Raw genomic sequence first — 20,090 nt, 5'->3', positions numbered from 1 at the left:
TGGAAGAAGTAGGAGGCGTCATGGAATTTGGTCCTTTTTGGGAGAAGATGCTGGTGTTTTTGGCCCCCTTTACCCCCTATTTAAGGGGTACCCTGCCTTTTAATCCCCTGATCTCCGCCTGCATTTTAGGCCTTCTCGCCTTTTTTCTCATCAGGGGACACAGGAGGTATGAGCTGTTGCGAATGGAAACTGAAGACCTCTTGAGGAGGTATATGGTCTTTCGGGGGAAAAAACATAGTCTCCTGCGCGGGGCCAAAACTGATCAGGGTACCTGCGATGAGATCCTTAGGTCCATCTCACGGAGCTGGCACAACTTTGAGGAATATCATGCGCAAAAAATAGACCTCTTCGAGGTGAACTACCGCGAGATGAAAAGAGGCCTACTTCTTGGGAGCATCCTCTTGGTCCTTAATACCTTGAGAGAGGGTGTTGCCGGGCTGCTGATCACCGGGCTCCCCTCGGGGTTTTTTTCCGGTCTTTTTCAGGACCTACCCCTCTACTTCCTGGTGGTGGTAGGGTTCGCCCTACTGCGCATACAGAAAGAGGATGTGTACGGCACCTCCTCCAATCAAATAAACCCTGCCCTGGAGACCTTATTTGCCGACTTGGACAGAGACGATCCCTTACTCTATGAGGAGTTCGACCCTTTGGAAGGGGGGAAGAGGGGGAATTAAGACCTTATATCTCATAGGGGCTTACATTTTTCCTCCACCTCTTTATCTGGGCCCGATGGCGCTTAGCCGCCAGTATATTTTCCTTATATGTACGGGGAATGGAGGTGGGGATACGAGGTTTCCTCTTTTCCCTCATGGCACGCAACTTCAGCTCCAGGCGCCTCAAGGCCAATTCTTTGTTTCTGGCCTGGGACCTGTGCTCTGTTGATATAGCGGTGATCCCCGACGGGAGGTGACGGACCCGCACGGCCGTCTCCCTTTTATTTCTATGCTGCCCGCCAGGACCAGGGGCCTTAAAGGTCTCGACCCGGATCTCGTGGGGGTGGAAGAAGGATCTTTTCTGTCTCACATTCATGGTACTACTTTTAACTGAACCCTTTTGCGGGTTTAACTCATCCCCGCTCATGAAAATACCACGATCCTCATAATCGGCCCCCCATTGAGGGGGTACCCCCCCCCTCAAACTCCCCCTAAAGAGGAACAAAAAACCTTATGGGGGTTTCAGGGGGCGTAGCCCCCTGAAGTAAGGCCGAAAAACCCGTGCGGGGTGTAAGACCCTTGAACCTTTCATCACACCCTGATATTTTCACGGTATAATTATAGCTTGCTTTGTCCCTTTAGGCCAGTGTAAACCTACGGTTGTGTTATGCTCAAAAAGAATAAGGAGGGGGAGATGGCATTAGATTTTAAAAGAAGGGTTATTACCTCTGAGTTTGAGAGCCCCTTTGATAATTTTAATACGGTGAAGATCTCGGGAGAAACGAGGATCTGTCCACTCAGCGGTCATGTTACACGCCTGTTACCGTTTCGTATCAAAGAATTTGTTAAATACGATCTGAATTTATTGATTGAAAGGTCAAAAAAGATGGGATGTCCCTTCTGTCCGGAGTTTATTGAATCCAAGACAGCCCGATTTTCAAAGGTTTTGGGTCCGGGCAGAGAGAGGATCAGCTTTAAGGATACGGTTATCTTTCCTAACGCCTTCCCTTATGAGGAATATAGCGCTGTGGCTGTTATTACGAAGGAGCATTTTCTGACACCAGGCCAGTTCAGTCCCCTTCTCCTTGGACAGGCACTGCAGGCATGCCAGATATACTTTCAGAGGGTTAAAGGTGTTTCACCCACGGTAAGACAGGCCTTGATCAACTGGAACTATATGCCGCTGGCCGGGTCAGGGCTTGTCCACCCCCATATTCAACTATTGGCCATGATTGAACCTACCTTTTACCATCGGTTGGTCATAGAGAGCCAGCAGCGATACGAGGACGAGGGAGGTGGTTCCATCTTTGATGATCTAGTGGCAAAAGAGCAGGAGGATCAGCAAAGGTATATGTCTCAAATTGGTTACTGGCATTGGTTAGCGGCCTTTGCCCCTCGTGGTATATACGAGTTCTGGGCGATATTCAGCCGTGATTCGGATATATTGGAGATGGAAGAAAGGGACAATTCAGATTTGGCATTGGGGATCAACGCCATTTTGAGGTTTTTTGAGCAAAAGGGGATTCAGGCCTTTAATATGTGCTGGTACTCCTTTTATAAACCAGGGTCAAGAGGCCTGAGGAACATGATCTCAATAGTGCCCAGGATCAGTCTTCCTCCCCTTGAGGTATCCGATAGCAACTATTTTGACAGGCTTCATGGGGAATCGTTTACCTTTATTGTCCCGGAAGATGCTGCCCAGGAAGTAAGAGGGTATTTCCCCGAAAATAGCGGTGATTGAAAGATACTCATGATCTCCTTTCCAAGGAACTATGGGAGAAAAAATTGACATTTAGGGGAAATTTTGTAAAATAAAATAGATTTTGTCGGGCGATTAAAATTTAGGATGCTTAACCATAAAGGATTCTGTTGACCTATATGCCCATACCATCGCCTATGGCCTCTTTGCCGCCCGCACCCGTGCCCAAGGGGCGCTTAACCGGAGAAAATTGATGCCCTCTATCCGGAGGTGGAAAAAGGGGTTGTCGAGATGAACGAAATTAAAGGAGGAGAGAGGTGAGAAGAAAAACAGAGTTCAAACAGGTATATCAATTTAAGATCACGCTGAGGGGTATAAGGCCGCCTATCTGGCGACGCATTCAGGTTCCGGAGATCTATACCTTCTGGGACCTGCACGTGGCCATTCAGGATGCAATGGGTTGGACTGATACCCATCTCCACATGTTCAGGATGGCCGATCCTCAAACAGGTTTGGAGACCACGATAGAAATACCCGATGAGGATTTTGACTCCATTACCGAGCCTCTCTTTGGCCGGGAGGAGAGGATCGCCGATTGGTTCTCTCTGGAAAACAGATCTGCCGACTACGTCTATGACTTTGGAGACAACTGGGTGCACAAGGTAGAGCTGGAGAAGATATTGCCCAAAGAGGAGGGGGTTAACTATCCGAGATGTATCGCCGGGAGGAGGGCCTGTCCACCTGAAGATTGTGGCGGTGACTATGGATATGAAAGGCTCCTCGAGATAATAAGCGACCCCGACAACGATGAGTATGATGAGATGATGGAGTGGCTGGGGGGTGAATTTGATCCTGAACATTTCGACCCTGAGGAGATTTTCTTCGATGATCCTGAGGAACGTTGGAAATTCGCCTACGAGTAGAATCTTAGAAAATAAATGTTGCTCTCTTATCTTCTTTTTGTTATCTCCTCTCCCCAAGGGGAGAGGATTAAGGTGAGGGGAAAATCATACCCACCCTCACCCCAGCCGCTCGGCTGAGCTCGCCGCATGCCCTTTCCCGCCAGCGGGAGAGGGGAGTAGAGCGGATTTTCATCGTTCGTGAGTGACGAAGCCATCATGGGTAATTACCTTGTTCTGAATATCTTTACCCCCTCCTTTTTCAAAAAAAAGGGGGGTAGGGGGGATTAGATCCCCTTTGAAAAAGGGAGACTTGAATTTTGGGTAATGCTAGAGTTGACGTGGGGGGCTGAGGGAAGAGTAAATGTCAGAGGATCTCTTGACCAGCCTCATCGATAGGTTTAAGGGCTCGGCCCTAGGGGCATTTGTAGGGGACGCCATGGGAAGGGAGGTGGAGGGGTGGTCCTGGGAGATGATCAGGGCCCGATATGGGATCCTGCAGGGGGTAGGGGAGGGGATCTACACCGATGATACCGAGATGATGATCGGGATTATGGAATCCCTCCAGGAGAACCTCCGCTTTGATCCGGCCCTTACCGCCAGGAGGTTTCTGGAGAACTTCCACCCCTTTCGGGGTTACGGCTCCCGCATCTATGGGGTCATGGCCCGGTTGCGCCAAGGGACCCCCTGGGATCAGGTGGGAACTGATAGCTGGGGTAATGGAGGTGCCATGCGCATTGCCCCCATCGGATTCTTCTTTTATGACGATAGGGAGAAATTGAAAGAAGTTGCGCTCCTCTGCACCCAGATCACCCATAGACATTCCCAGGGGCTGGCCGGGGCCCAGACCCAGGCCCAGGCAGTGGGGATGGCCACTGAGAAGGGGCTGAGCGGGGAAGCTATAGATCACACGGCCTTTCTCGAGGAGATCGCCCAGGGTGTGCAAGAGGTGGACCCCCACATGGCAGCAGAGATCGAACGGATCAAGGAGATAGAGATGGGTGGCGATCTGAAGGACAAGATCGGGCAGGTTGCCTTCACCTTCTCCCGGGATGTGAGCGCCCTCGGGGCCGTGCCAGCGGCCCTCGCCTCCTTTCTCCTCAACGAGGATTTTCGAGACACGGTGGTAACGGCGGTTAACTGCGGCGGAGATACCGATACCATCGGGGCCATGGCCGGGGCTATAGCAGGGGCATATTACGGATTTTCCTCTATTCCCTCAGAGTGGCTCTCGCCTCTGGAGAATGGAGAGAAGGGGAGGGACTACGTGGCAACACTTGCCGAGGAGCTGGCTCGAATCAAGGCGAGAGGGGAGGGATGGATCTGAGGGAAGGGGTCTTTCTAGATCGGGATGGTACCATCAACCAGGAGGTGGGCTATCTGAGCGCCCCCGAGGCCATGGAGCTTCTCCCCGGGGCTGCTCGGGCCATCCGTTTGATCAACTGCCTCGGCCTGCGGGCAGTGGTGGTGAGCAATCAGTCGGGGGTGGCGAGGGGTTATTTCCCTCTGTCCACAGTGGAGGAGGCCAACAGGAGGTTGAAACTCCTTTTGGCCCAAGAGGGGGCCTGTTTGGATGGGATATATTATTGTCCTCACCATCCGGAGGATGGTTGCCCTTGTCGCAAGCCCGAACCTGGCCTGTTGAAGAGGGCTGCCGAGGAGTTGGGGATAGACCTCCCTTCCTCCTATATGGCAGGGGACAGGGCTGAGGATATAGAGGCGATTCATCGGGTGGGGGGGAAAGGGATCTTGGTCTTGACGGGATATGGGGGGCAGCAGGAGAATTGGCCGGGGAGACCTCCGGATTTTGTCGCCCAGGACCTCTTAGAGGCGGTCTATTGGATAATCTTACAGGAAGGTGTAAAAAGGAGGCAGAATATGGCAATCAGCAAGGAATTGTTGGAGATCTTGGCCTGTCCCAAATGCAAGGGTGCAATCGTGCTGACGGAAAAGGGAGATGGGCTCATCTGCAAGGCCTGCAAGCTCATCTACCCCATCAAGGAGGACATCCCGGTGATGCTCATCGAAGAGGCCCTCCCCTACGAGGAGAAAAAGGGTTGAAGGAGGGAGCGGATCACTTCTGGTGGGGGCTCGAACATCCATTAGCGGCTCAAGTGATAGATTTCCTCCAGGGTCTCTGACGGGGATAAAAGACCTTGGCGATCCACCATCCCCATCGATAGAGGAACCTATACCACCTGTACCTCTCCAGGTAGGCCCTTATGAAGGGACGGATCTCTTTATCCCCCAGGGCATAGGCACGACAGAATATCCCCTTATCCTTTTTTGTGAGGGGGAGCCCCTCTCCCCTGAGCTTTTCCGCTGACCTGTCCAACCTCTTCAGGTTTTTCATCCTCTGGGAGGGGTGCAGGTGGGCGTAGATCTTGGATTTGTCAAAATCTATCAGATATACCTTTAACTTTTTCTCTTCCTCTACCAAAAAGTTCTTGAGGTGAAGGTCAGCGTGATATATTCCCTGTTGGTGCATCTTCCTCACCGCATCCCCGGCCTTCTCGATGGCCTCTCGTCTCCTTTTGCCCTGCGGTTCTTGGGCGAGGTAGCGGATCAAATCCATTGCCTCAGGTAGGTATCTGGTGATGAGATACCCCCTGTACCACCTTCCCCATTCCCTCTCTACAATGGCTGCGAGGATCTTTAAGCTTGGGATGCCGGCAGATTTTATCTCCTCGGTGACTTCTACCTCATTAAAGGGGCGGGAACCGAAGAAAAAGAGGTCCCCGGTGAGGCGGCGCAAAAGCCCCCCATGCCGATACCTCCTGACGGCCACCTCATCTTGCTCCTTAATAAGGAGTATTTCACCCCTTCCCATCATCTGGGCAGGGGGAGAGGTTTTCGCCCAGAGTCCTACGGGGTCCAAGAGACCCTGGTGGCGGAGGCGATCTTCATATCCATCCCGCACCATGATCTCCCTCCTGCCCTCCCGCAGAAGGTGATAACCTGGAGGGGGGTTGGTCTTAGTTTTTGATGCTGAACTCCAGATCACGAAGCCTCTTCTCTGGGGTGAGGATCATCTCCACCTCTGCATTGGAGAAGACGTAAAAGGGGCCTTTCCCCTCGAAGCTCTTCTTGGTGAAGACCGTGTCCACCCCCTTCTGAACCAACCATTCACTTACCTTTATACCCTTCCCTTCCTCCTCCTGCAAGTGAGGGTTGTTGAGGAATCCCTCCTCCAACACACCTCCGTCTTTGTTCTGAAGGGTGATCAGATAGAAGTAGGGGGCTTCACCGAAGTGTTCCGAGATGGTCTCTTTATCCCTATCCAGGGGGACGACAAAAGTGATTGTCTCTTTGGGGACAGGTTCATAGTGGATGAGGACATGGTCCACATAGGGTATCTCTGTTTTGATCCGCTCTGCGATCTTATCGCTGACAAAATGGGCCTTCTCCAGGTCCCTCACCTTGAGGGTAAGGTCGGCCTCGATAAACCTATATCGTCCTGAATTCCTCCCCCAGAGTCCCTTTATTCCCTTCACCTGTGGCTCGGAGAGGATGAGGGTCTTGACCCTATCCAAGGTCTCAAAGTCCAGGGAGGCGTCCAGGAGGACCCGTATGGCATCCACCAAGATCCGGTACCCTGTTCTGGCGATGAAGAAAACGATCACCAGAGCGGCCCCTTTGTCGAGATAAGGAATCCGGAAGAGCCCCCCTACCAGACCTACCATAATGATAATGGATGAGAACATATCGGTCTTGATGTGCTGGGCGTCGGCGATGACGCTCGGTGAATTAATTTGCCGGCCTATTCGCAATTGGTACCGAGAAAACAAATACGTGGCCAAGATAGCCACGGTAACACCTGCGATGGCCCAGGGGATGAGTTCCACATGCAAGGGCTCATGAGGGGCAAAGGCCTCTCGGAAGATTTCATAACCAGCAACGAAGATGAGCAGGGACATGACCAACGAGACCAAATTTTCTACTTTATAGAGACCGTAGGGGAACGTTTTGGAACGCCTTTTGGAAAGTTTGATCCCCATCAAAACCGAGGCTGAGGAGACCACATCGGTGAGGGAATGAATGGCATCTGCCATCAGGGCGACGCTTCCTGACAGAAGGGCCAGCACATACTTCATTACGGTAAGAAGGGCGTTGAAGATGATGGAGAGGAACGCTACCTTTTCACTCTGTTCGAGACTCATCTCGTCATGGTGAGGAGTTTTATCCCGGCGTGGTGAAGTTGCTGAAAGGTGGCCCCCTGACTTACATAACGCAATACCTGCTCTTCATCCACCACCTTGGACCCGGAGATGGCATCTATCCCATAATCGAACAAGAGAGGGGTGAGAGGCGTTGTGGGGCCAAGGAGCATGACAAAGGCACCCTGGCACAGTTGAAGCAGAGATTCCAGGGTATGGTTAATAAAGGCGGTGCTCGTTATCCCTACTACCTGACAGCGGGGAAGGATATCCAAAGCCCTATCTGCTTCGAGATCCCCTGGTTGTGGCCTCTTCTCAATGATCCAGAGGTTTCGGGCGGTCTCCTTCAGTTTGGGCACAAACGGAAAGTGGCCGACAATGGCCACATCTTTCCCAGACCCATGGGCAGCGAGGATCTCCGAGGCATTGGCTTCTGACCACTTATCTTCCTCGATCTCTATGAGCGAATTCATGGTCGCCATACCTATTGATGCCTCCATGAGGTGCTCTGAGCAGGCCAGTTTCATGAGTTCGGCGGCGTCTTTTTCAATTAATTTCCCTGCCTCCCGCACACTCGGGCCTGCGTGCGGAGGGGGTTCTGCCATAGTGGATGCAAGACCACAACCGCAAGTCAAGACAGCCGTCCAATGTGCCCCAATTCTCACATCTCTCACCAGTATATCTTGAGGGGAGAAATGATCAAGGAGGTCTTCGAGGATCTTCATTCCACCTGCCACTCGTCCCCGTGTTTGGGCCTGGTAAAGATCACCCTATACTGATCCTCGACTCCCTCGAAACAGATCTGGCACTTTTGGCATTCCTCGCTCTCCTCATCTGGTTTTTCCACGGCGGAGATGGGCTCCAGATGCACCTCAAAACCTGTTTCCTCATACATCTCCACCATCTCGCTCAACCTGGGCTCAGAGGCGATGAATCGCCTCTGCCATCCCTCCTTAATCAGATCCTCCTCCCTTTGGGTCATGGGGAGTCCTCTTCTCGTTAAGGACCTCTTCCACCCTTCGCCAGGTATCCCTGATGGCATCCTGGATTGCCGGACAAGGATATTCCATCACCGTCTTTTTCTCCACCATGGCCTTAACTACGGCTATGTCAAAGGGTACTTTTCCGACCAATGTGAGGTCCTCGCGCCGACAATAGTCCTCGATCTGAAGGGTCTGGGCTGGGTTTATGTCGTACTTGTTGATACAGATCATGGGGGGGATGTCAAAGTGTTGGGCCAGCTTGACCAGCCTCTCTAGGTCATGGATGCCGGCAACAGTAGGCTCCGTTACGACCAGGGCAAGATTTGCCCCTGCGAGGGAAGAGATTACAGGGCACCCGATCCCCGGTGGCCCGTCTATGATGATGAGTTCTATCTTCCTCTCCTTCGCTATCGATTGGGCTACTTTTCTCACCTCTGCCACCAACTTGCCCGAATTTTCCTCCCCGATACCCAGCCGGGCATGGATCATGGGCCCATACCGCGTCTCAGAGATGAACCACTCTCCAGAGAAGGCATCCTCCATAGTGATGGCCTCCTCCGGGCATCCCAGTGCACAGAGACCACATCGCTCACACTCGAGGAGATCTACTTTGCCATCTTCAATGGCATCATAGCGGCACAACTCGGTGCATATGCCGCATTCCGTGCATTTTTCCTTGTCCACCCTCGGCTTACGTCCTGAATAGAAGTCATTCTTCTCAATGGTCTCGGGCTCGAGGATGAGAAATAGGTCAGCGGCATCTACGTCGCAGTCTGCCAATACCTTATTCTCGACCAAGGATGAAAAGGCACCCACCAAGGTGGTCTTCCCTGTCCCCCCCTTTCCGCTTAAAATGGCCAGTTGTTTCATCGCCCCCCCTTTTCCGCTCTCATCAGGTAGTCTGCAATGGCCGCGTGGAGCCCCACCACTCCCAGCAGGGAGCAGTGGGTCTTTTTCGCTGGTACCCCTCCTGCTGCTTCAATGACGTCGTCATCGGTAATCTGTAATGCATCATCCAGATCTTTTCCCATGGCCAATTCACTCAGGATGCTGGTGGTGGCGATGGCTGCGGCACAGCCGAAGACCTTATACTTGATATCGGCGATTTTGTCATCTTCTATCTTTATATAGAGCTGTATATGGTCGCCACAATCGGGATCACCCACCAGGGCCACACCGTCGGGGTCCTCTATCTCGCCTGCGTGGCGGGGATTTTTGAAGTGGTCGAGGATGACCTTGTTGTAGACGATATAACCAATCGGTTCCTCTGGCCCCAGGTCCTGACGGTAAAGGTCTTTCCGATCCATCCTTATTTCCCCCCTTCTCCGTTTACCATCTCCTTTATCCGCGCAAAGAGGTCGATGAATTTATCCCGGTACTCCGGAAGTTCCCCTATCAGGGGGGTTCCTTCAGAATAGAGCTTGGCGATTCTGCGATCCATGGGGATCTCGAGGAAGATGGGGATCCCCTCCTGCTGGCAGTATTCTGCTACCCCTGTGTTCCCTACATCGGCCCGATTGATGAGGATACCCATGGGTATATCCAACTTCTTCAACATCTCCACCGTCAGCCTCAGGTCGTTCAGGCCAAAGGGGGTGGGTTCAGTCACCAGGAGGCAGAAATCGCTCCCCTTTACCGTCTCGATGACAGGACAGGATGTCCCAGGAGGTGCATCCAGGATGATTGTCCCCTCTTTTTTTATGAGGGACTTTTCCATCCTGATGATAGGCGTGGCCATGGGTTCTCCCACATTGAGCCGGCCATGTATGAATTCAATCCCATCCCTGCTCCCCATTTCTATCAACCCTATCTCCTTTTCTTCTTCCGTTATGGCCTCCTCAGGGCAGACATAAGAGCAGACGCCACAGCCATGGCAGAGTTCATCGAAGACCAGGACGCTCTGGGGGAAGACGACAAGGGCGTTGAACTCACAGGCCTCGGCGCATCGTCCGCAGTAGGTGCACTTTTCTTCGTCAATGCAGGGGATGGATATGGCGACAGTTATCTTCTTTTCTATCTGGGGCTTGAGGAAGAGGTGGGCATTGGGTTCTTCTACATCGCAATCGATGAGTTGGACCCTCTCCAATGCAAGGGCCATATTGGTGGCGATGGTGGTCTTTCCAGTCCCTCCCTTGCCGCTGGCCACGGATATGATCATCTTTTCTCCTCCAATAGCTCCATTGCCACCCTAGTAGGTACGCCGATGGCCACCCTATCCCTGGTTATCCCCCCATATTTCCTGGCATCACTGCAGCCAAAGGAGAGGGCGATTCGTTTCTCGACAAAGGCCTCCACGGCCACATGTCCACATATCGAGACAATACTCGAGAGGTCAACGGTTAGCTCCTCTCCAAAGTGGACCTGATAGGTCCTAAGCAACTTCATTACCTGCCCGGGCTGGAGATAGGATAACAATATATCGGGGCCATTCTTGACATTTAGGCCGATCCCCTTGAGGGAACCATTGATCCTCGGGACTTCTTGCACCAATTCTTCCGCCCCTATCTCGCTGAAGCCCTCCTGCTGGTGAAACCTCTCCACCATCTCCTCTTTGACCCCATTATCCCAGCCAAACACATAACGGGCCCCGCGGCAGTTGAGGTCTTTGGGGGTTAAGAGCACAGGACGCATCATGGACTTTGTGATGGCCTCGCAGAAACGGACATCCCTTATAGGATTTTCGTTTGAAGTGGGGAGTTCATCATAATAGAATTTAACCCCAATCCATCTACCCCCAAACCGCCGTTGAAATTCCTCTACTAAATCCATTACACTCCTCCTGCCCTCGCACTGGGGAGAACCTCAGGCGCAGATCATTTTTTAGCCTTTTATTTTCTGACCATGGGGGTGCCACACTGAGGGCAATTTACCTGGTAGCAGGGGACCCCAACTTGGTGAGGGGCCGTGGCACCACATTGGGGGCAAACACACTCTCCTGCTGGTCCAGCCCCTGGCCTAGTGCCACCCATTCTACCCCTGCCCATTCCACCCCCTCTGCCTTGCCCCGTCCCTCTGCCAGAACCCCCAGGGGGGCCTGTGCCGTCACCTCTAGGCATAAGATGTCCCTCCTTCCTAATGGATTATTTTTCGCAACAACGCTTAGGATTGTCGCAGGATACCCCCCTCTCGCAACACCTTGGGCCTGTTCCCTCACTGACTTCGCCCTTGAAGGAAAAGGAGGTAGGGGAGAGAACCCTCTCGAGGTCTTTGCTGCCACAACACTTGCACTCGAGCAGGTCGTCCTTCTCACCCACACCATGAAAGATTTCTAAGACCTCTCCACAGGCCAGACAACGATATTCATAGATTGGCATCCTCAACTCCTTTCCTGCTTTAGTTTAAAACCACCATGGCCCCCAGAACCATCTTCCCTTTCCTCTACCCCAAGCTCCCCAACAGGTGAAGGAGGCATAGGGGAAAACTCCCCACTACCGTCCTCTGAGGATTTTCAATATCTCCTTATTTGTTTAATATAGTAGGCCGAATTATCGCTTATTTTTTGAAATATCTATTGTCTTCTCCTTCCTCCTCTTCCCATTCCGCCGCCCATGCCTCTACCCATGCCGAAGTGGGATCCTACTGTTGCATCGCTTACATCTTGCAGTTGATTGTTTTTGAACAGGTTAAGGGTCTCCCTGACCGTGCCCGAGGCCCCTACATAGATCTTGAGCCCAGCGGCCATGAGCGAGGAGGCGGCATTGGGCCCTACATTGCCGGTAATGATTACTTCCACCCCTTTGTTGGCGATGAACTGGGTCGCCTGCGGGCCTGCACCACCGGCTGCCATCATGGCCTGATTCTCCACGGCCTCGAACTCCATGGTCTCAGGGTCTACAAAGATGAAGAACTGACAGCGGCCAAACCTGGGATCTATGGGCGAATCCAGGGTATTTCCAGTAGAACTGATCGCTATTTTCATATCTTTCTCCTCTCCTGATTTATTAATGGTGATGTTCGCAGCCAAAGGCCCCTTTGATCTCACCCCGCAGGTAGGCCAAGAGGATGTCTTCAAGGGTCCCCTGCGCCCCGGTGGTGACCGCCTCAATGCCGATCTGTTCAAAGAGCCCGATGGCCCGCGGTCCCATCCCCCCGGTGATAATCACCTGGGCACCCTGAGACTTGATGAACTCAGGCACTGCACCTGGGACATGGCTGTTGAAATATGGGTTGGTGACCACATTGATATCCAACACCTTGTCCCCGTCTACGTCCACCAAGGTATAATAGGGACATCTGCCGAAGTGGGCGCTCAAAGAACCTTTTAATCCTTGGTTGTCCTCGCTGGCAAAGGCAATCCTCATTGCCATCTCCTCCTTTTTATAATTTCTCTTTGTGGCTATCCTGGCCGCCTCACTATCCTCCTTTATCTCCTTTTTTCCCCTCCTTGTGAGATTCTACGGAAACCTTACACTTTTCAGCGATCTCTTCAAAGGCCTTTGTCACCTCAGAATCTGGATATGAAACAACATGAGGTGTGCCGCTGTCCGACCCCTGTACCACCTCTGGGTCGATGGGGATTCGACCGAGGAAGGGGACCTTCAGGTCCTTGGCCGCCTTCTCCCCCCCTCCTATCTTGAACAGGGGAATAAGATGACCGCACTTGGGGCAGCGAAGACCGCTCATGTTCTCCACGATACCGATGACCGGGACCTTCAACATCCTGCTGAAGTTTACCGCCTTCCTGGAGTCCAAGAGGGCCACATCTTGTGGGGTGGTGACGATAACAGATCCATCCACCCCCTCAATCAGGTGGGCCACACTCAAGGGTTCATCACCTGTCCCAGGGGGCAAGTCAACGATTAAGTAATCGAGTTCACCCCATTTTACATCTGCCAAAAACTGCTTGATGGCAACGTGTTTAAGGGGTCCTCGCCACACCACCGGGGAATCGGGATTGGGGAGCAAGAAGGCCATGGAGATCAGCTTTACATTTGTTAGAACCTCCACAGGTCGGATCCCATCATCCCCACCCCCCAAGGGCCTCCAGTCGACCCCCCACATCTTGGGGACGTCGGGACCGTGGATATCTGCATCGAGCATGCCTACATAATGACCCTCTTTGGCCAGGACAGCTGCCAGGTTGACAGCCACGGTACTTTTGCCCACCCCGCCCTTACCGCTCATTACCATGATTGTGTAGCGAATTTTCATGAGCGTCTGGCTTAGTCGTTTGTCTCGTTCCTCTTCTTCGGCCTTCCTTTGTTCTTCGCTGCGCGCATCTACGTGTTGTTGTGTGCTCATATTAGCTTTTTCTCCATTCTTATGATTTTTGCCTGAAATTCGTTTCCTCTTGCAAGAGGGGCTAGAAGGGGAGGGGTCCCCTCCCCAGCCTACTTTTTCTCCTCAGTTGAGAGCTCTTGGAGCCGCTTGTTGATCTCCTCCATCTGCCCCTGTAGGGCCTCCTGCTGATCCTTCAGGAACTCAGCCTCCTGTTCCTTGGTAGGGGGCTGCCCCCATGGGGCAGCATAGGGTGAATACCCAGCCCCATAGGGTGAATAGCCAGCGGCATAAGGTGTATACCCATACGGTGCATACCCCCAGCCCCAGCCTCTGCCCCAGCCTCTGCCTCTGCCCCAGCCTCTGCCCCAACCAAAGCCATAAGGGTTGGCATAGCCAGGAACTGGGTAGCCAGCGCAATAGCCTGCCGCCCTACCGGTCATTGGACCAAAACCAGCTGGACCTGTTCCATCTCCCCAAGGCATAATAACACCTCCTTTCAGTTAAAAGTGAAATCCTCTGGATCTTCCACGCCTTAGTCTTGCCACCATCGTCCGCGACACCGCCATCCCCGCTGACGTTGGCAAGTCCATGACCGCCGGCGGCTAAAGACCCTGCAACTGGGATCTAGCTCAGCGAACGTCTGCAGTATTTCTCTTATCAAGTTTAGGTCTATGCTATCTGTGAAGGTATCCTCGAAGATGTCTTCAACCACAACTGTTTTCTGCCTGTAGCTTGGCCAGCTTATCAAGTGGTCGTACTCCCGCTTTTTTTGATCATCACCGAGCACTTCATAGGCCTCATTTATTTCTTTAAATTTTTCCTCAGCATCTTTCGAATTTTCGGGGTTGTGATCAGGGTGATAGCGCAAGGCCAGCTGTCGGAAGGCCTTCCTGATATCATCGCTAGTGGAATCTTTACTTACACCAAGTATCTGATAGTAATCTTTCAAGGTCATGCTTATCCCTTCTTCAAAAGAATCTGGAGGATTCTACCCTATCTGTAACCGAAACTTCGGGAGCCATCCTCAATTCCTTTCCCTAATGTTTGCGGTAACCCCTTTTCCAGGGGTCTTTTTTCATTGCCAGGTAATCTCTTATCGCCTCTTTCAGCGTATCTGCTGCCAGAAGGGCACAGTGTTGGCTCTCCTCTGGCAGTCCGCCTAAGGCACTCAAAACATCCTGCTGACTAATCTTTCGAGCCTCGCTGATACTTTTTCCCTTTACCATCTCGGTGACCATGCTGCCTGAGGCAATGCTGGTTCCACAGCCGTCAGTCATAAAGGTGGCATCGACAACACTGCCGTTCTTTGCCCTGATCCATATCTCCATGGTATCACCACAGGTGCCAGTCACCCTGGCAAAGCCATCGGCATCCTCCATATCGCCTAAGTTTCTTGGGTTCATGGAATGCTCAATAGCTGTCTCAGAATATATTTTTCTCATCTGGGCTTTGATGAGTTCTTCAAACTGCTCCCATGATGAAGTCATTGCATTCCTCCTGCCTTAGGCTGCCTTGATATAACCAGCAATATCCCGCTATCGCTGCAATAGGTAAAGCGGTGAGCTTTCTTACTTCTTTTTCTTTTCTAACTCCTCGATGTGACGTTGAATCTCAGCTAGTTGTTGCGCTAGCATCTGTGATTGGTTTTTAAGCGCTTCAAGTTCCTGCTCCGGACTCGCCGGCTGTGGTGCTGGACTAACCGGTGGCACCATTCCAGCCCCTGTGCCTCCACCCATGCCCATGCCTCTGCCCATGCCTCTGCCCATGCCTCTGCCCATGCCCATGCCTTTGCCCATGCCTCCACCCATGCCACCACCTCCACCATAGCTCATACCGTAGTGAGCATCTACAGTAGGTTGTGAAGTAGCTTGAAATTGTCCAGGTTTGTAGGCTTGGACAGCATCATGCACCTTTCCCGAAACTCCGGTTATCACCTGAATTCCAGCGGCCGACAGCACCTGGTAGGCATTAGGGCCGCAGTTGCCGGTGAGCACTGCCTCTACCCCTTTACCGGCAATCATCTGGCCGGTGGAAATTCCTGCCCCACCAGCAGCCATGGCGTTAGAGTTCTCCAGGGCTTCAAACTCCATTGTATCCGGGTCAACGACAATGAAGTACTGACATCGGCCAAAACGTGGATCTACCTCAGCATCCAGGGTCGGGCCTGTAGCGGAAATAGCAATCCTCATAATTCACTCCTTAATAGTTGTTAATCGCCAAAATCAATGCTTAAGACTCACTTTCCAGTTGCTGAATCCTGGTCTCTATCTGCTCCAGTTGCCCTCTTAAGGCCTGGGCCTGGTTGTTCAGAAAATCAAGCTCCTGCTCACGGGTCATCTGAGGAGCAAACGGAACTGCACCTGCAGTACTCGATCTCGCTCCAAAGGGTACGCCGTATGGGGGATAGCTTCTTCCTATATATGTCGGCGAAGTGGGTGATAATGGGACAACACAAAATCCTCTACCCCAACCAGTCATTGGACCCAGCCCACGAGGGCCGGTACCATCGAATCCTGGCATAACGTACCTCCTTTACTGTGCCAATGAGGAGTGCTGGTTATCCATCATCGGCTATACATGATGATATCTTACTCTTCACCCTCCAGCTCGCGCATCCTGGCCTCAATCTGCTCCAGCTGTCCCTTTATTGCCTCCGCTTGGTTCTTTAGAAAATCAAGCTCCTGCTCCGGGGTTACCTGCGGGGCGAAGGGAGTGTTACCAAAAGTGGGTGACGCTGCTGCATAGGGAGGATATGAGCCCTGCCCGACACCAAATCCCTGGCTAGCTGGATAGGGAGCTTGTTGGTACGGCCATGCTGCTGGTGCACCAGCAGCACCACTGAGGAAGTAGCCGCATCTTGGCAATCCTCCTCTACCTATACCCACGTAAGGCCAGGGAGGAGAGTTGCCACGGAAGCCAAACCCCATACCTCCCCTAAAACCGCGTCCCATACCTCTGCCTCCACCAAATCCATTAGACATATTTCACCTCTTATTTCTTAAGCTCTTCCAGCCTCTTTCTGATGCTTTCCAGTTCACTTTCAAGCATCCGGGCCTGGTCTTCCAGCATGGCTATCTCCTGCTCCTTGGGCATAGGCCCCCACGGCCAGGCATAAGGTGTTGCCCCCCAGTATCCAGGCCACCCCCCTCTCCAAGGATTCCAGTATCCATACCACGGCCACATGTCTTTCACCTCCTTCGAAAAAGATTTAGCTCATGGTTTTACCACTAGGGGTACCAGTATGGTGTAAACCAGCGCCAGCCGAGCCCACGGCGTAATCGTTAATAGGGTGGATAGCCATAGGGTGTATAGCCATAGTAGGGGGCATATCCATAAGGGGAATACCCCCAACGGAATCCACGCCCCCAACCCCAGAATCCCCGGCCTCGACCCCGGAATCCGCGGCCCCACCAGCCCCTTCCTCTACCTCCCCATCTGGGGACATAGGGATTGGCATAGCCAGGAACTGGGTATCCGGCACAGTAACCTGCGGCTCGGCCGGTCATTGGACCAAAACCGGCTGGACCTGTTCCATCTCCCCAAGGCATATTAACACCTCCTTTCGTTTAGAAGTGAAACCCTCGAAAACGCCTCCGTCTCCTCCTGGGAGGGCATGGACCCATCCCCAGTTGGAGCCCCTTACTTAGGTAGAAGGCCAGGACTTCGTCCACATTCCCCATAATCCCCCAGGTGACATCTATGTGGTGCAACCTGAAGATCTCCTGCTGATACCAATCCACCCCTCCGGCGATGACCTTGGTAACCCCCTTCGAGGCGAGGAAGTCTGGAACCTCCATCGGGTGCAGATGTGTGATATCCACCTTTTCTATCCCTATCTTCCTTCTGCCCTGCAGCTCTGCTACCATGATCTCTTTTGCCAGAGACAACCTAGGGGCGATGCGATCTCCGTTTATGGGGATGGCGACCTTCATCTCTTAAAATTACAGCATTTTTTGTGCCAAATTTATGCCTTTTTAACTATGTGAATTTATTAAATATTTTAATGACAAAAAGGTGGCCCTCTAATTTTGTTTCATAATGCAACAGAATCTTTTCTAACCTTATCATAATATAAGCACTCTTTCTCAAAATACAAATTGCAACAGTATTGCAATATGCAACTAATCAGCGCTCATATTCCTCAGCTTGCGCCACAAAGTGGTCCGATGTATCCCCAATTCCCTGGCGGTCTTGGTCATGTTGCCACCGCATTTTTGTAGGGCATGGAGGATGTGCTCCTCTTCCATTTCCTTAATGGACCTCTTTTTCGCCACTGGGACCTTTTGGTCCCGCAGATAGCTGGGTAGGTGTTCCCATTGGATCTGAGACCCCTTACAGAGGATAAAGGCATGTTCAATGATATTCTCCAACTCCCTGATGTTGCCTGGATAGGAATAATTCATGAGGACGTTCATGACCTCATCAGAGACGCCGTGGATCTCCTTTCCGGTCTTCTTGTTAAACTTTTTGATGAAATGTTCGGTGAGGAGGGGGATATCCGTTCTGCGCTCCTTCAGGCTGGGCAGCTCTATTTTAACCACATTGAGCCTATAGTAAAGATCCTCTCTAAACTGCCCCAGCCTGACCAGTCTTTGGAGGTCCTTATTGGTGGCGGCCACTACCCGGACGTCTGCCTTTATGGTTGAGGTCCCTCCCAGGGGTTCGTATTCTTTGCTTTCCAGTACCCGCAGGAGTTTCGCCTGGATCCCAGGAGGGATATCACCGATCTCATCCAGAAAGATGGTCCCTTCCTCGGCCAGCTTAAACCTGCCCGGTTTGTCGCGCTTGGCATCTGTAAAGGCCCCCTTTAGATAGCCAAAGAGCTCTGATTCTAAAAGGGTCTCAGGGAGGGCACCACAGTTCACCTTCACCAGTGGGCCCTCGCTCCTGAGGCTGAGGTTGTGGATGGCCTGGGCGAAGAGCTCCTTGCCCGTACCGCTTTCCCCCTGGATGAGGACGGTGGCCTCGCTGCGTGCAATATCGGGGAGGATGCGAAATATGTTCACGATGGAGGGATGTTTGCTGATGATGTCGTGAAAGGAGTACTTTTCGTGGATCTCTTTGTCCATTTCCTTGATCAAAGACAGGTCGCGGAAGGTCTCCACTCCTCCGATGATCTCACCCTTTTCGTTCTGGAGGACGGCCGTACTGATGCTGACCGGTATCTCTTGGTTTGATTTGTCGAGGATGTTGATTTCTTTATTGACGATGTTCTGCCCTGTCTGCATCGTCTCCCGCAGGGCGCAACTGTCCATGCAGACATTAGTTCGAAATATTTCATAGCAATATTGGCCGATGGCCTCTTGCTTTGAGAAACCGGTTATCCTCTCCGCCGATTTGTTAAAGGAGGTTATTCGCCACTCGTTGTCCACGGTCAAGACACCATCAGGGATGCTGTCGAGGATGATATTGATATAGTTTTCTTTTTCCTCCATAGGGTGCCTTACTTCACCTCCTGATGTTCTCTATATATCGCTCTGCCGCGAAGGCGGCGATGGCGCCGTCCCCTACAGCGGTGGCGATCTGTCTCAAGTCCTTGCTTCTTACATCTCCGGCAGCGAATATTCCGGCCACAGAGGTGGTGCATTTGTCATCGGTGATGATGCAGCCTTTTTCGTCCAGTTCGACCACACCACGAACAAATCCTGTATTGGGCCTCTGGCCTATAGCGATAAAGAGCCCATCGACAGCCAGTTCCTTGCGACTAGATGTGTGGACATCTTCTAGGACCAACGTCTTTAAGGTCCCCCCTCCCTTAATCTCTCGGACCACCGTGTTCCAGACAAATTCGATCTTAGGATTTTCTAGGGCCCTGCTCTGCAGGACCTTTTGAGCCCTTAATGTATCTCGACGGTGAATTATGAATACCTTGTGGGCGATTCTGGTAAGGTAGATGGCATCTTCCACCGCCGTGTCACCCCCACCCACCACAGCCACCTCTTGATCCTTAAAGAATGCGCCGTCACAGGTGGCACAATAGGAGATCCCTTTGCCGGCAAACTCATCCTCGCCGGCCACCCCCAATTTATTCCATTGGGCCCCGCTGGCAATGATAATGGCTGAAGCTGAGAACCTTTTGTCCCCTGCAATGACAATCCTTTCCTCTCCCTGCAACACTATCTTATTCACCTTGGTGAACTGAACGATCTCGAGGCCAAATTTTGTTGCCTGTTTGGTGAAACTGTCAATAAGTTTCTGTCCGGAGATGCCGTCGGGGAAACCAGGGTAATTTTCTATGTTCTCTGAGTTAAAGGCTTGACCACTGGGAACCATGGCCTCCAGAAGGATGGTCCGTAGATGTGCCCTGGAGGTATACAGACCCGCGGTCAACCCTGCTGGGCCACCACCAATAATGATCACTTCATAATCTTCCATGGCAACTTAGACCTCCCGAATCCTCTGAGACCCCTCTATTATGGAATTTTAACAAAGGCTTGTCAAAGTTATTATATATATCTTCAAGAGAATGTAATCATTTT

General features: G+C 52.1%; 30 protein-coding genes. 5 read left to right on the top strand and 25 right to left on the bottom strand.

The window, feature by feature from the left end:
• Window positions 1–20 precede the first annotated feature (20 nt).
• Window positions 21–674 (top strand): hypothetical protein, encoded by a 654-nt coding sequence (locus JRI46_01170; GenBank protein MBW2038201.1) that lies wholly within the window; start codon window positions 21–23, stop codon window positions 672–674.
• 4 nt (window positions 675–678) lie between these two features.
• Here the strand turns inward: JRI46_01170 and JRI46_01165 are convergent, their stop codons facing one another.
• Window positions 679–1,029: a peptide chain release factor-like protein gene (locus tag JRI46_01165; GenBank protein MBW2038200.1), complete on the bottom strand. Its 351-nt coding sequence runs from the start codon at window positions 1,027–1,029 to the stop codon at window positions 679–681.
• 318 nt (window positions 1,030–1,347) lie between these two features.
• On the opposite strand from JRI46_01165, the gene JRI46_01160 reads away from it, so the two are divergent.
• The 4 genes from JRI46_01160 (at window position 1,348) to JRI46_01145 (ending at window position 5,312) form a co-directional block, all read left to right on the top strand.
• Window positions 1,348–2,394, top strand: coding sequence for a hypothetical protein (locus JRI46_01160; protein MBW2038199.1), 1,047 nt, complete (start codon window positions 1,348–1,350; stop codon window positions 2,392–2,394).
• A gap of 275 nt (window positions 2,395–2,669) precedes the next feature.
• Entirely contained in the window at window positions 2,670–3,275 is a 606-nt protein-coding gene (locus tag JRI46_01155; protein MBW2038198.1) for a plasmid pRiA4b ORF-3 family protein, read from the top strand.
• Between the two features lie 340 nt (window positions 3,276–3,615).
• Window positions 3,616–4,578 carry an ADP-ribosylglycohydrolase family protein gene (locus tag JRI46_01150; protein ID MBW2038197.1) on the top strand — a complete coding sequence of 321 codons (963 nt, stop codon included), beginning with the start codon at window positions 3,616–3,618 and terminating at the stop codon, window positions 4,576–4,578.
• Window positions 4,569–5,312: an HAD-IIIA family hydrolase gene (locus JRI46_01145; GenBank protein MBW2038196.1), complete on the top strand. Its 744-nt coding sequence runs from the start codon at window positions 4,569–4,571 to the stop codon at window positions 5,310–5,312. Before JRI46_01150 ends, JRI46_01145 begins: the two co-directional genes overlap by 10 nt.
• A gap of 49 nt (window positions 5,313–5,361) precedes the next feature.
• On the opposite strand, the gene JRI46_01140 is transcribed toward JRI46_01145, so the two are convergent.
• The 24 genes from JRI46_01140 to trxB form a co-directional block, all read right to left on the bottom strand.
• The gene (locus tag JRI46_01140) at window positions 5,362–6,255 is read right to left on the bottom strand and encodes a phosphotransferase (protein MBW2038195.1); all 894 of its coding nucleotides are present in this window, start codon (window positions 6,253–6,255) and stop codon (window positions 5,362–5,364) included.
• On the bottom strand, window positions 6,227–7,411 hold the full coding sequence (locus JRI46_01135) for a cation diffusion facilitator family transporter (protein ID MBW2038194.1): 1,185 nt from the start codon (window positions 7,409–7,411) through the stop codon (window positions 6,227–6,229). The genes JRI46_01140 and JRI46_01135 overlap by 29 nt, the downstream gene beginning before the upstream one ends.
• Window positions 7,408–8,133: a hypothetical protein gene (locus JRI46_01130; protein MBW2038193.1), complete on the bottom strand. Its 726-nt coding sequence runs from the start codon at window positions 8,131–8,133 to the stop codon at window positions 7,408–7,410. The genes JRI46_01135 and JRI46_01130 overlap by 4 nt, the downstream gene beginning before the upstream one ends.
• Window positions 8,130–8,390, bottom strand: a complete 261-nt coding sequence (locus tag JRI46_01125; protein MBW2038192.1) for a hypothetical protein — start codon at window positions 8,388–8,390, stop codon at window positions 8,130–8,132. Before JRI46_01125 ends, JRI46_01130 begins: the two co-directional genes overlap by 4 nt.
• Window positions 8,362–9,261 (bottom strand): ATP-binding protein, encoded by a 900-nt coding sequence (locus JRI46_01120; GenBank protein ID MBW2038191.1) that lies wholly within the window; start codon window positions 9,259–9,261, stop codon window positions 8,362–8,364. Before JRI46_01120 ends, JRI46_01125 begins: the two co-directional genes overlap by 29 nt.
• Complete coding sequence (locus tag JRI46_01115; GenBank protein MBW2038190.1) at window positions 9,258–9,698, bottom strand: iron-sulfur cluster assembly scaffold protein; 441 nt, start codon at window positions 9,696–9,698, stop codon at window positions 9,258–9,260. The genes JRI46_01120 and JRI46_01115 overlap by 4 nt, the downstream gene beginning before the upstream one ends.
• A gap of 2 nt (window positions 9,699–9,700) precedes the next feature.
• The gene (locus JRI46_01110) at window positions 9,701–10,549 is read right to left on the bottom strand and encodes an ATP-binding protein (protein ID MBW2038189.1); all 849 of its coding nucleotides are present in this window, start codon (window positions 10,547–10,549) and stop codon (window positions 9,701–9,703) included.
• Complete coding sequence (locus tag JRI46_01105; protein MBW2038188.1) at window positions 10,546–11,160, bottom strand: DUF169 domain-containing protein; 615 nt, start codon at window positions 11,158–11,160, stop codon at window positions 10,546–10,548. Before JRI46_01105 ends, JRI46_01110 begins: the two co-directional genes overlap by 4 nt.
• Window positions 11,161–11,257: 97 nt before the next feature.
• Window positions 11,258–11,437, bottom strand: coding sequence for a hypothetical protein (locus tag JRI46_01100; protein MBW2038187.1), 180 nt, complete (start codon window positions 11,435–11,437; stop codon window positions 11,258–11,260).
• A 34-nt stretch (window positions 11,438–11,471) separates the two neighbouring features.
• Entirely contained in the window at window positions 11,472–11,705 is a 234-nt protein-coding gene (locus JRI46_01095) for a zinc ribbon domain-containing protein (protein ID MBW2038186.1), read from the bottom strand.
• Window positions 11,706–11,899: 194 nt separating this feature from the next.
• Complete coding sequence (locus tag JRI46_01090; GenBank protein ID MBW2038185.1) at window positions 11,900–12,310, bottom strand: NifB/NifX family molybdenum-iron cluster-binding protein; 411 nt, start codon at window positions 12,308–12,310, stop codon at window positions 11,900–11,902.
• Window positions 12,311–12,332: 22 nt separating this feature from the next.
• Window positions 12,333–12,698 (bottom strand): NifB/NifX family molybdenum-iron cluster-binding protein, encoded by a 366-nt coding sequence (locus tag JRI46_01085; protein ID MBW2038184.1) that lies wholly within the window; start codon window positions 12,696–12,698, stop codon window positions 12,333–12,335.
• Window positions 12,699–12,744: 46 nt separating this feature from the next.
• Window positions 12,745–13,632, bottom strand: a complete 888-nt coding sequence (locus tag JRI46_01080; protein MBW2038183.1) for an Mrp/NBP35 family ATP-binding protein — start codon at window positions 13,630–13,632, stop codon at window positions 12,745–12,747.
• Between the two features lie 89 nt (window positions 13,633–13,721).
• Entirely contained in the window at window positions 13,722–14,093 is a 372-nt protein-coding gene (locus JRI46_01075; GenBank protein ID MBW2038182.1) for a DUF5320 domain-containing protein, read from the bottom strand.
• A 50-nt stretch (window positions 14,094–14,143) separates the two neighbouring features.
• Window positions 14,144–14,566 (bottom strand): J domain-containing protein, encoded by a 423-nt coding sequence (locus JRI46_01070; GenBank protein ID MBW2038181.1) that lies wholly within the window; start codon window positions 14,564–14,566, stop codon window positions 14,144–14,146.
• An 82-nt stretch (window positions 14,567–14,648) separates the two neighbouring features.
• Window positions 14,649–15,044, bottom strand: coding sequence for an iron-sulfur cluster assembly scaffold protein (locus JRI46_01065; protein MBW2038180.1), 396 nt, complete (start codon window positions 15,042–15,044; stop codon window positions 14,649–14,651).
• 135 nt (window positions 15,045–15,179) lie between these two features.
• Window positions 15,180–15,800, bottom strand: coding sequence for a DUF5320 family protein (locus tag JRI46_01060; GenBank protein MBW2038179.1), 621 nt, complete (start codon window positions 15,798–15,800; stop codon window positions 15,180–15,182).
• A gap of 40 nt (window positions 15,801–15,840) precedes the next feature.
• Window positions 15,841–16,131 carry a DUF5320 domain-containing protein gene (locus JRI46_01055; GenBank protein MBW2038178.1) on the bottom strand — a complete coding sequence of 97 codons (291 nt, stop codon included), beginning with the start codon at window positions 16,129–16,131 and terminating at the stop codon, window positions 15,841–15,843.
• A gap of 68 nt (window positions 16,132–16,199) precedes the next feature.
• Window positions 16,200–16,562, bottom strand: coding sequence for a DUF5320 domain-containing protein (locus JRI46_01050; protein MBW2038177.1), 363 nt, complete (start codon window positions 16,560–16,562; stop codon window positions 16,200–16,202).
• A 40-nt stretch (window positions 16,563–16,602) separates the two neighbouring features.
• On the bottom strand, window positions 16,603–16,794 hold the full coding sequence (locus JRI46_01045) for a DUF5320 domain-containing protein (GenBank protein ID MBW2038176.1): 192 nt from the start codon (window positions 16,792–16,794) through the stop codon (window positions 16,603–16,605).
• A 98-nt stretch (window positions 16,795–16,892) separates the two neighbouring features.
• The gene (locus tag JRI46_01040; GenBank protein ID MBW2038175.1) at window positions 16,893–17,159 is read right to left on the bottom strand and encodes a DUF5320 domain-containing protein; all 267 of its coding nucleotides are present in this window, start codon (window positions 17,157–17,159) and stop codon (window positions 16,893–16,895) included.
• Between the two features lie 18 nt (window positions 17,160–17,177).
• Window positions 17,178–17,543: a hypothetical protein gene (locus JRI46_01035; protein ID MBW2038174.1), complete on the bottom strand. Its 366-nt coding sequence runs from the start codon at window positions 17,541–17,543 to the stop codon at window positions 17,178–17,180.
• A 189-nt stretch (window positions 17,544–17,732) separates the two neighbouring features.
• The gene (locus JRI46_01030; protein MBW2038173.1) at window positions 17,733–19,046 is read right to left on the bottom strand and encodes a sigma 54-interacting transcriptional regulator; all 1,314 of its coding nucleotides are present in this window, start codon (window positions 19,044–19,046) and stop codon (window positions 17,733–17,735) included.
• 13 nt (window positions 19,047–19,059) lie between these two features.
• Window positions 19,060–19,986, bottom strand: a complete 927-nt coding sequence (gene trxB, locus JRI46_01025) for a thioredoxin-disulfide reductase (protein MBW2038172.1) — start codon at window positions 19,984–19,986, stop codon at window positions 19,060–19,062.
• Window positions 19,987–20,090 lie beyond the last annotated feature (104 nt).

Source organism: Deltaproteobacteria bacterium, from assembly GCA_019308925.1.
Lineage (GTDB): Bacteria > Desulfobacterota > B13-G15 > B13-G15 > RBG-16-54-18 > JAFDHG01.
The sequence above is the reverse complement of the archived record's forward strand: the minus strand, read 5'-3'. Positions and strand labels throughout refer to the sequence as shown.